This window comes from Cellulomonas triticagri (assembly GCF_003696205.1).
Classification (GTDB): Bacteria; Actinomycetota; Actinomycetes; order Actinomycetales; family Cellulomonadaceae; genus Cellulomonas; species Cellulomonas triticagri.
On the sequence record NZ_RFFI01000139.1, the window covers coordinates 1 to 9649 of the forward strand.

The following is a 9649-nucleotide window of genomic DNA, read 5'->3' on the forward strand; positions in this document are numbered from 1 at the left end:
GCCGGGGGCGGTCCGGGCGCACCGGCGGCGCGCGGACGACGACGCCCCGGGCGCCGACCCCGGGGCCGGCGCCCGGGGCGCTGCGGGACGGCGCGTCAGGAGCCGGAGGCGTCCTCGATCGCGCGCCGCTCGCGCTCGACGGCCTTCTCGTGCTGCCGCGGGTCGTAGTCGGGGGTGCCCTGCTTGTGCAGCTCGGCGGTCGCGCGTCGGCTCGCCTCGGCCACGCGGCGCGTCGCCTCGGCGGCGGACTCGCGCGGGCCACCCTCGTGCGGTGCGGTCATCGTCGGCTCCTTCCGGTCCCGGGCGCCACGGGCGGCGGCGCCCGCTGCCCACGCTAGGCCGACGTCCCGCCCCGCGCACCCGGTTCGGCGCGCGGGACGAGCAGTTGCAGACCGGTCAGCGGTCGAGGACCGCGACCGCCTCCACGTGGTGCGTCATCGGGAACAGGTCGTAGCCCTGGACGTCGGCGAGCGCGTAGCCCGCCTCCCCCAGGTACGCCACGTCCCGGGCCAGCGCCGCCGGGTCGCACGCGACGTAGACGACGCGGCGCGGACCGAGGGCCGCGACCGCGGCGACGACGTCCCGTCCGGCGCCCACGCGCGGCGGGTCGAGCACGACCGCGTCGACGCCGGACCCGGCCACGCCGGACGCCAGCACCTCGCCGACGTCCCCGCCGTGCAGGGCGACCTGCGGGCGGTCGTGCAGGTTGCGGCGGGCGTCGCGGACGGCGCGGTCGTCCCCCTCGACCGCGACGACGGAGCCGGACTCCCCCACCGCGTCGGCCAGCGGGAGCGTGAACAGGCCCGCGCCCGAGTACAGGTCGAGGACGGTGCCGCCATCGACGTCGCCGAGCGCGTCCAGCACGGCGCCGGTCAGCGCGGCGGGCGCCTCGCGGTGCACCTGCCAGAACCCGGCCGCCGCGACGCGGTACGCCCACTCCTGCTCGCCGACGCGGACCTTCTCCCGCACCGCGGTGCGGGCGTTCGGGCGGGGGTCGACCTTGCCGCGGCGCAGGTCGAACGGCTCGTCGTCGACCAGCACGACCGGCTGGTCCCCGTCGGCGGGCGCGACGGCCTCGATGCGCGCGCCCGGGCGCCACCGGCGGCCCAGCAGGTCGAGGTCGACCAGCGCCTCGCTCATCAGCGGCATCCGGTCCACGGCCACGACGTCGTGCGACCGGAACCGGCGCATGCCCGCCCGGCCCTGCGCGTCCGCCAGGAACCCGACGCGGGTGCGCCAGCCGAGGCCGCCGCGCTCGTCGTCGCCCGGCAGCGCGTGCACGGGGACGTCCCGCTCGACGCGAGCGAGGCGCTGCAGCTGCTCGGCGAGCACGCCGGACTTCCAGGCGCGCTGGGCGTCCAGGCGCACGTGCGCGAGCTCGCCGCCGCCGACGCCGTCCGGACCGGCCTCCGGCCACGCGGACTCCACGCGGTCCGGGGAGGCGTCCAGCACCTCGACCGCGTCCGCGCGCCAGAACCGCGCCTTCGCGCCCGTCTCGGTCAGCCGCGCCCGCACCCGCTCGCCCGGCAGGGCGTGCCGCACGAACACGACCCGGCCCGGGCCGTCCTCGCCGGGCGTCCGCAGCCGGGCGACGCAGTGCCCGCCGTGCGCGACGTTGCCGATCTCCAGCTCCACCGTCTCGCCCGGTGCGGGCACGCGGTCAGAGCCCACGGCTCGTCGTCCTGCGCACGTGGTCCTCCATGCCGGTCTGTCCTTCCGTCGAGGCGAGCTGCCACGGCACCGAGGCCACCACCACACCGGGGGTGAACAGGAGCCGGCCCTTGAGCCGCAGCGCGCTCTGGTTGTGCAGCAGCTGCTCCCACCAGTGCCCGACCACGTACTCGGGGATGTAGACGACCACCAGGTCCCGCGGGCTGTCCCGCCGGATCGAGCGGACGTAGGCGATGATCGGCCGGGTGATCTCCCGGAACGGCGAGTCGAGGACGCGCAGCGGCACGGGCAGGTCCAGGGCCTCCCAGCGCTCGCGCAGCGCCTGCGCGTCCTCGGGGTCCACGCCGACCGTGACCGCCTCCAGCGTCTGCGGCCGCGAGGCGCGCGCGTAGGCGATGGCCCGCATGGTCGGCCGGTGCAGGTGCGAGACCAGGACGATGGCGTGCACCCGGCTCGGCAGCGCCTTCGCGGCGGCGACGTCCTCGTCCAGCGCGAGCTCCTCGCGGACGTGGTCGTAGTGCCGCCGGATGCCCTGCATGCCGATGAACACGACGATCATCGCGAGGATCGCGATCCACGCGCCGTGCGTGAACTTCGTGAGCAGCACGATGACGAGCACCGTGCCGGTCATGCCGAAGCCGACGGCGTTGATGACCCGCGACCGGGTCATCTGGCGGCGGCGCTCCGGGTCGGGCTGCGTGCGCAGCTCGCGCGTCCAGTGCTTGATCATGCCGAGCTGGGACAGCGTGAACGACACGAAGACGCCCACGATGTAGAGCTGGATCAGCCGGGTCACCTGCGCGTCGAACGCCACGATCAGGGCGATGGCGCCGGCGGCGAGCGACAGGATGCCGTTGGAGAACGCGAGCCGGTCGCCGCGGGTGTGCAGCTGGCGCGGCAGGTAGCCGTCCTTGGCGAGGATCGAGCCGAGCACGGGGAAGCCGTTGAACGCGGTGTTGGCGGCCAGCACCAGGATCAGGCCGGTGACGACGGCCACCAGGTAGAACGCGGGCGGGAACGACGCGAACACCGTCTGCGCGAGCTGCCCGATGACCGGGTCCTGCACGTAGTCCTCGCCGACCGGGACGCCGTCGCGCAGCAGCTGCGTCGCCGGGTCCTCGACGTAGTGGATGCCCGTGAGGTTCGCCAGCGTCAGGATCGACATGATGAGGAACACCGACAGCGAGCCCAGCAGCAGCAGGGTGGTCGCGGCGTTCTTCGACTTGGGCTTGCGGAACGACGGCACGCCGTTGCTGATCGCCTCGACGCCGGTGAGCGCCGCCGAGCCGGACGCGAAGGCCCGCAGGACGAGGAAGGCGCCGGCGGCTCCCATGAGGCCCTGGTCCAGCCCCTCGGCCGGGACGATGGTCAGGTCGTGCGTGGCGGCCTGCTGCAGGTCCCCGGTCAGGTACTGCACGAAGCCCGCGATGGCCGTGCTGCCCACCGCGATCATGAACAGGTACACCGGCACCGCGAACGCCCGGCCGGACTCCTTCACGCCGCGCAGGTTCGCCAGCGTCAGCAGGACGACCACCGCGACGGCGAACAGCGTCTCGTGGCCGCGCAGCGCAGGCAGCGCCGAGGCCGCGTACTGCGCGCCCGACGACACCGACACCGCGACGGTCAGCACGTAGTCGACCAGCAGCGCGCTGGCGACGGTGACGCCCGCCTTCGGCCCCAGGTTCACGGTGGCGACCTCGTAGTCGCCACCCCCCGAGGGGTACGCGTGCACGTTCTGCCGGTAGGACGCGATGACCGTGACCATGACGATCACGACCGCCAGGCCGACCCACGGGGAGATCATCGTCGCGCCCACACCCGCCAGCGCGAGGGTCAGCAGCACCTCGTCCGGGGCGTACGCGACCGACGACAGCGCGTCCGAGGCGAAGATCGGGAGCGCGATGCGCTTCGGGAGGAGGGTGTGCCCCAGGTTCTCGCTGCGGACCGGTCGGCCCAGCAGCAAGCGTTTGGCGGCATCCGCGAGGTCCGGCACGAGCGACCATGCTAGGCGCACCCGGGCGGTTCCGCGTCCACCCGGGCGGTGAGGCGCGCACGGGCGCCACGGGTATAGCGTTCCGCGTTGTGCACTTCGTGATCATGGGCTGCGGCCGCGCGGGCGCGACGCTCGCGCAGTCGCTGGAGGGCCACGGCCACTCCGTCGCCGTCATCGACCAGAACCCCGACTCGTTCCGGCGCCTCGACGCCGACTTCCAGGGCAGCAAGGTCACCGGCCTCGGCTTCGACCGGGACGTCCTGCGCCAGGCGGGCGTGGACGACGCCTTCGGGTTCGCCGCGGTCTCCGACGGCGACAACTCCAACATCCTGGCCGCGCGCGTCGTGCGCGAGACCTTCGGCATCGAGAACGTCGTCGCCCGGATCTACGACCCGCACCGCGCCGAGATCTACCAGCGCCTGGGCATCCCGACCGTCGCCACCGTGCGGTGGACCGCGGACCAGGTGCTGCGGCGGCTGCTGCCCATGGGCGCGACCAGCCAGTTCACCGACGCGTCCGGCAAGATCCAGCTGTCCGAGGTGGATGTCCACGACGGGTGGGTCGGCAAGCCGCTGCGCCTGCTCGAGGAGGCGACCGGCGCCCGCGTCGCGTACCTCACCCGCTACGGCGACGGCCTGCTGCCCGACGCCCAGACCGTCCTCCAGGAGAACGACATCGTGCACCTGCTGCTGCGCGCCGAGGACTCGGCGGCCGTCGAGCGCACCGTCACCGCCGCGCCCGAGGTGACGGCATGAGGGTCGTCATCGCCGGGGCCGGGTCGGTCGGGCGGTCCATCGCCCGCGAGCTGCTCGCCAACCAGCACGAGGTCACCCTGATCGACCGGCAGCCGTCCGCCATGCGCGTGGCGCAGGTCGCCGACGCCGACTGGCTGCTCGCCGACGCGTGCGAGCTGCCGACGCTCACGCAGGCCCGCACCGACGAGTGCGACGTGGTCGTGGCCGCCACGGGCGACGACAAGGCGAACCTCGTCATCTCGCTGCTCGCCAAGACCGAGTACGGGGTGCCGCGCACGGTCGCGCGCGTGAACAACCCGAAGAACGAGTGGATGTTCGACGAGGCGTGGGGCGTCGACGTCGCCGTGTCCACGCCGCGCATCATGACGGCGATGATCGAGGAGGCCGTCTCGGTCGGCGACCTCGTGCGGATCTTCACCTTCCACCAGTCCGGCGCGGACATCCTCGAGCTGACGCTCCCCGAGGACTCCCCGCTCGCCGGGTCGCTGGTCGGTCAGATCGACTGGCCCGCCGACACCGTGCTCGCGGCGATCGTCCGGGACGACCGGCCGTTCCAGCCGTCGCCGGACGACACGCTGGAGGGACGCGACGAGCTGCTGTTCGTCACGGGCCGGGAGGCGTCGGAGGAGCAGCTGGCGACGCTGCTGTCCTCCCGCGCACCAGCATCCAGCTGAGCCAGAGCACCACGGCGGTCAGCGGCAGACCCATCACGAGCTTGGCGGTGCCGAGCGCGGTGACCTGGTCGGCGAGGAACAGCGGGACCTGCACCACGAGGCGCAGCCCGAACATCCCGGCCCACAGCCAGGTCACCGCGGAGTAGAGCCGCCGCTGCGCGCGGTCGTGGCGCCACGCCAGCGCGCCCGCCCACGAGCCGGACTCGGACAGCGGGCCGTCGCCGCGGAACAGGCCGAGCACGAGGCCGACCAGCGGCCAGCCCACCAGGGCCGACACGGCGAACGCCACCAGGTAGGCGACGTTGGTCAGCAGGCCCCACGCGAAGTAGTCGCTGGCCTCGCCGGTGCGCCAGGCCCAGATCACGCCGATGCCGACGCCCAGCACGCCGGACAGCGCCTGCGTGACCGGGGTGCGCTGGACCACGCGCACGACGACCGCCAGCAGCGCCGCGGCGGCGGACGCGATCAGCGCGGGACGGAGCTCCTGGCCGGCCGCGACGAACACCACGACGAACAGGAAGCCCGGCAGCACCGACTCCACGGCGCCGCGGACGCCGCCGATCGAGTCGGCGAACGAGAACTGCTCCCCCTCGATGGCGCGCATGCCGCGCGCGGGGGCACCCGGCGTGGCGGGCTGCTCGGGCGTCACCGGGGCCGAGGCGTCCTCGGGGCCGGTCGGCGTCCGGTCACTCACCGGGCCGGGGCCGCAGCTCGTAGCGGGGGTTGAACATGGACCGGCGCCCCTCGCGGGTGCACACCATGCCCTCGACCTTCAGACGGCGACCGGGCTCGACGCCCGCGATCTCGCGCCGACCGAGCCAGACCAGCACGAGGTTGCCGCTGCCGTCGTACAGCTCGGCCTCGAGCGCGGGCACGCCCTGGCGCGGCCGCAGCACGACCGAGCGGATGACGCCGGAGACCTTCTCGCGGCGACGCTCGCCGGTCTGCGCGACCGGGGTGCACCCGGTGGCGCGGACGGCGTCCTCGCGCTCCTCGTCGGCCTCGATCTCCTCCTGGGAGGCGACGGCCTTGCGCAGGTGCTCGCGCAGCGACAGGGACATGTCAGCGGATCTCCGTGATCTCGGGGCCGCGGGTCAGGGGGTCGAACGACGGCGTCGCGGGGGCGCCCGCCGGGGCGGACTGCGCGGTGACGCCCTCGGCGTTGCCGGGCAGCGTCAGCGCGAGCAGGTCCCGGGGGGCGCGCGCCTCGGTGCCGCGCACGACGACCGTGCGGCGGAACAAGTCCTCCAGGCGGGTGGCGGCCTCCTCGTCGACCGCCGCGCGGCCGGTGATGACGCCGCGCAGGAACCAGCGAGGGCCGTCGACGCCCACGAACCGGGCGGGCCGGTGGCCGGTGCGGCCCTCGGGGGTGCGCACGGGCAGGCGGGCCAGCAGCTCGCGGCCGAACGGGCCGGGCACGTCGTCCACGGCGCCGCCCTGCTTGCCGACGGACGCGCCGATCTCCTCGCGGATCTCGTCCCAGATGCCGTCGGTGCGCGGGGCGGCGAACGCCTGCATCTGCAGGGTCGAGCCGTCCAGCGTCACGCCGACCGCCGTGACGGTGCCCGACTTCTTGTCGATCTCCATCCGGAGCTCCATGCCGTGCACGCCGGGCAGCCGCAGGGCACCCAGGTCCACGCGCGGGCCCGCGGGGACGTCCTCGGACTCGTCCCACGGACCGGCCGAGCGGTCGACCGGGCCGGCCGTGGCCGGCTGCGCCACCTCGGCGGGCGCCTCGGCGGCGTCCGTCGCGGTGTCGGCGGTGTCCTCGACGGCGTCAGTGCCGGTCGCGGTCTCGTCCTCGGCGGTGCGACCCTTCGCACCGCGCCGGAATAGCGCCACCCTCAGTCCCTTCCCCGGGTCGCCCGCGTCGCGGGCGCGTTCGTCTCCACAGTAGTCCGCACGGCGGGGTGCACCTAGCGGGACGCCCCCGGCGCGGGGACGGCGGGCGCTCCCCCGCCGTCGGCCGCCCGCCAGCCGCCGCTGGACCCGAAGCCGCCCGCACCGCGCACGGACTCCGGCAGCGTCTCGGTCTCGACGAACAGCGCCCGCTCGACGCGCTGGATCACGAGCTGGGCGATCCGGTCCCCACGGTGCAGCACGACCGGCTCGCGCAGGTCGGTGTTGAGCAGCGTCACGGCGATCTCGCCGCGGTAGCCCGCGTCCACCGTGCCCGGGGCGTTCACGATCGTCACGCCGTGCTTCGCGGCCAGGCCCGAGCGCGGGTGCACCAGGGCGACGAAGCCCTCCGGCAGCGCGATCGAGATGCCGGTCGGCAAGGTCGCGCGCTCGCCCGGGGCGATCGTCGCGTCCACGCGGGTCACCAGGTCGGCGCCCGCGTCGCCCGGGTGGGCGTAGCCCGGGACCGGCACGCCCTCGTCCAGGCGGCGCAGCAGCACGGTCAGGGGCTGGGGGGTCGACGTCTCGTCGGCGTGGTCCGTCACGGGCCCCGACCCTACCCGGCGGAGATGGGACGATGAGCGGGTGCCGACCACTCAGCCCGCCGCCGCGCCCGCCTTCGACGAGCGGCTGCGGCCGTCCCCCGCCGGGTGGGCCCTCGTGCCCGCGCTCGGCGTGATGGGCGCGATCGTGCTGTGGCCGCTCGGCATGGTGCCCGGGCTGGTCGCCGGCGGGATCGCCCTGGTCGCCGCCGCCGTGGGCGCCGTCCGGCTGTCCACGCGCGTGCGCGTCGCCGACGGCGAGCTGCACGCGGGCGACGCCCACATCCCCGCGCGGCTGCTGCGGGCGCCCCGGGCACTGGACGTCGACGCCACCCGGCACGCGCTCGGGCCCGGCCTGGACGCCCGCACGCACGTCGTGCTGCGCGGGTGGGTGCGCACCGCGGTGCTGGTCGAGGTCGCGGACCCCGCCGACCCGACGCCGTCGTGGCTGGTGTCGACGCGGCGCCCCGAGGACCTGGTCGCGGCCCTGGTCGCGGCGGGTGCCACCCCCGCGCCGGCGGAGCCGGCCACCATCGACTGACCGGCGGCGTGCCGCCCCGCCCAGGGGCCGCTCCCCCGGCCCTGCAACGCCCGGGGACGACGACGCCGACCGGACCACGGGGGTCCGGCCGGCGTCGCGACGGCTGGGTGGGACGCGCCGGTCAGGCGCGTCCGGACGTGCAGGTCAGGCGCACTCGGAGCAGACGGGCATGCCGTCCTTCTCGAACGCGAGCTGGCTGCGGTGGTGGACCAGGAAGCACTTGGAGCAGGTGAACTCGTCGGCCTGGCGCGGCAGCACCCGGACGGACAGCTCCTCGCCGGACAGGTCCGCGCCCGGGAGCTCGAACCCTTCGGCGGCTTCGGTCTCGTCCTCGTCCACCACGCCCGAGTTCTTGTCGGAGCGCCGGGCCTGGAGCTCCTGCAGCGAGTCCTCGCTCAGGTCCTCCTCGGTCTTGCGCGGGGCGTCGTAGTCGGTTGCCATGTGGTGTGGTCACGCTCCGTCTGGTGGTGGTCATCGGTACGCGGGTCCAACTCGCGGCAGGCGCCGGTTGTTCCCGTCAGGCGCCCCGGATTGTGCCTCATTTCGGAGCGCGGTGCACGCCGGGCTCAGTCGTCCGTGTCGGCGCCCAGGTCGGCGAGCAGCGCGGCGAGCACGGCGGCCGTCTCCGGCGGCGCGACGACGGACATGTCCGTGCTCGCCGCGCGACCACGCAGACCCGTGACCTGCGCACCCGCCTCCCGTGCGATGATCTCGCCCGCCGCGAGGTCCCAGGGGTTCAGGCCGCGCTCGTAGTGCGCGTCGAGCGTCCCCTCGGCGACCCGGCACAGGTCGAGGGCCGCCGAGCCGATGCGCCGGATGTCCCGGACCTGGGGCAGCAGGGCGGCGAGCACGCGACCCTGCACGCGGCGGCGCTCCTCGCGGTACCCGAAGCCCGTGCCCACGAGCGACGTGGCGAGCGGGCGCGCGGGGTTCACGGCGATCGGCGCACCGTCCCGGAACGCACCCAGCCCCCGCCCGGCCGTGTAGGTGGTGCCGTCGACCACCGCATGCACGCACCCGGCGACGACGGTCCAGCGCTCGGGGTCGGGCTCCCCCGCGACCACGCCGACGGACACCGCGTACGCGGGCACGCCGTAGAGGTAGTTGACCGTGCCGTCGATCGGGTCGAGGACCCACGTCAGGCCGGACGTGCCGGGCTGCCAGCCGTCCTCCTCGCCGAGGACGCCGTCGTCGGGCCGGTGCCGGGCGATCAGCTCGCGCAGGTGCGCCTCGGACGCGAGGTCCATGGCGGTCACCGGGTCGACCTCGCTGGACTTGGTGGCGGCGACCTGGACGCGGTCGGGCCGGTTCGCGCGGATCAGGTCGCCGGCGGAGCGGGCGAACCGCTCGGCCAGGTCGGTCAGCACCCGCACCTCGTCGGCGCCGGGCGGGTCGGTCGTGGGGCTCGGGTCAGGCGCGCTCGTCACGCGCCCCATCCTGCCCCAGCGGGCCCTGCTCGTCCGGACCGGCGGACCCGCGACCCGACCGGCGCAGCCGCGCCACCCACCGCACCAGCGGTGCCGGCTGCTCGGGCACCGGGGTGCGGCGCCGCAGCCGCCCGTGCCGCAGCGGCC

Annotated in this window: 12 protein-coding genes; 3 read left to right on the top strand and 9 right to left on the bottom strand. The window is 75.2% G+C overall.

Translation table 11 applies throughout. From position 1 onward, the window contains the following. Positions 1–95: 95 nt before the first annotated feature. The 3 genes from EBM89_RS18040 to EBM89_RS18050 form a co-directional block, all read right to left on the bottom strand. On the bottom strand, positions 96–281 hold the full coding sequence (locus EBM89_RS18040) for a translation initiation factor 2 (RefSeq protein ID WP_122151019.1): 186 nt from the start codon (positions 279–281) through the stop codon (positions 96–98). A 115-nt stretch (positions 282–396) separates the two neighbouring features. Further along, positions 397–1671: a class I SAM-dependent RNA methyltransferase gene (locus EBM89_RS18045; RefSeq protein WP_122151020.1), complete on the bottom strand. Its 1275-nt coding sequence runs from the start codon at positions 1669–1671 to the stop codon at positions 397–399. Then, positions 1661–3664: an APC family permease gene (locus tag EBM89_RS18050; RefSeq protein ID WP_122151021.1), complete on the bottom strand. Its 2004-nt coding sequence runs from the start codon at positions 3662–3664 to the stop codon at positions 1661–1663. Before EBM89_RS18050 ends, EBM89_RS18045 begins: the two co-directional genes overlap by 11 nt. A 104-nt stretch (positions 3665–3768) precedes the next feature. On the opposite strand from EBM89_RS18050, the gene EBM89_RS18055 reads away from it, so the two are divergent. Together EBM89_RS18055 and EBM89_RS18060 are read left to right on the top strand one after the other, a co-directional pair. Further along, positions 3769–4419 carry a potassium channel family protein gene (locus tag EBM89_RS18055; protein WP_122151026.1) on the top strand — a complete coding sequence of 217 codons (651 nt, stop codon included), beginning with the start codon at positions 3769–3771 and terminating at the stop codon, positions 4417–4419. Further along, positions 4416–5093, top strand: a complete 678-nt coding sequence (locus EBM89_RS18060) for a potassium channel family protein (protein ID WP_122151022.1) — start codon at positions 4416–4418, stop codon at positions 5091–5093. The genes EBM89_RS18055 and EBM89_RS18060 overlap by 4 nt, the downstream gene beginning before the upstream one ends. Here EBM89_RS18060 and EBM89_RS18065 read toward each other — a convergent pair. From EBM89_RS18065 to dut, 4 genes are all read right to left on the bottom strand, one after another. Beyond that, positions 5023–5787 carry a DUF3159 domain-containing protein gene (locus tag EBM89_RS18065; RefSeq protein WP_233571841.1) on the bottom strand — a complete coding sequence of 255 codons (765 nt, stop codon included), beginning with the start codon at positions 5785–5787 and terminating at the stop codon, positions 5023–5025. The genes EBM89_RS18060 and EBM89_RS18065 overlap by 71 nt on opposite strands. Further along, positions 5780–6148 carry an OB-fold nucleic acid binding domain-containing protein gene (locus tag EBM89_RS18070; protein ID WP_122151028.1) on the bottom strand — a complete coding sequence of 123 codons (369 nt, stop codon included), beginning with the start codon at positions 6146–6148 and terminating at the stop codon, positions 5780–5782. The genes EBM89_RS18065 and EBM89_RS18070 overlap by 8 nt, the downstream gene beginning before the upstream one ends. Positions 6149–6155: 7 nt before the next feature. After that, the gene (locus EBM89_RS18075) at positions 6156–6935 is read right to left on the bottom strand and encodes a DUF3710 domain-containing protein (protein ID WP_122151023.1); all 780 of its coding nucleotides are present in this window, start codon (positions 6933–6935) and stop codon (positions 6156–6158) included. Positions 6936–7009: 74 nt separating this feature from the next. Then, positions 7010–7537, bottom strand: coding sequence for a dUTP diphosphatase (gene dut, locus EBM89_RS18080; RefSeq protein ID WP_199732190.1), 528 nt, complete (start codon positions 7535–7537; stop codon positions 7010–7012). 40 nt (positions 7538–7577) lie between these two features. Here dut and EBM89_RS18085 point away from each other — a divergent pair, with 40 nt between their 5' ends. After that, a complete protein-coding gene (locus EBM89_RS18085; RefSeq protein WP_233571842.1) occupies positions 7578–8075 on the top strand; it encodes a DUF3093 domain-containing protein in 498 nt (165 codons plus the stop codon). Positions 8076–8219: 144 nt separating this feature from the next. Here the strand turns inward: EBM89_RS18085 and EBM89_RS18090 are convergent, their stop codons facing one another. Both EBM89_RS18090 and EBM89_RS18095 read right to left on the bottom strand, forming a co-directional pair. After that, entirely contained in the window at positions 8220–8516 is a 297-nt protein-coding gene (locus tag EBM89_RS18090) for a DUF4193 domain-containing protein (protein ID WP_122151024.1), read from the bottom strand. A gap of 125 nt (positions 8517–8641) precedes the next feature. Continuing rightward, the gene (locus EBM89_RS18095) at positions 8642–9502 is read right to left on the bottom strand and encodes an inositol monophosphatase family protein (RefSeq protein WP_439647203.1); all 861 of its coding nucleotides are present in this window, start codon (positions 9500–9502) and stop codon (positions 8642–8644) included. Positions 9503–9649: the final 147 nt, after the last annotated feature.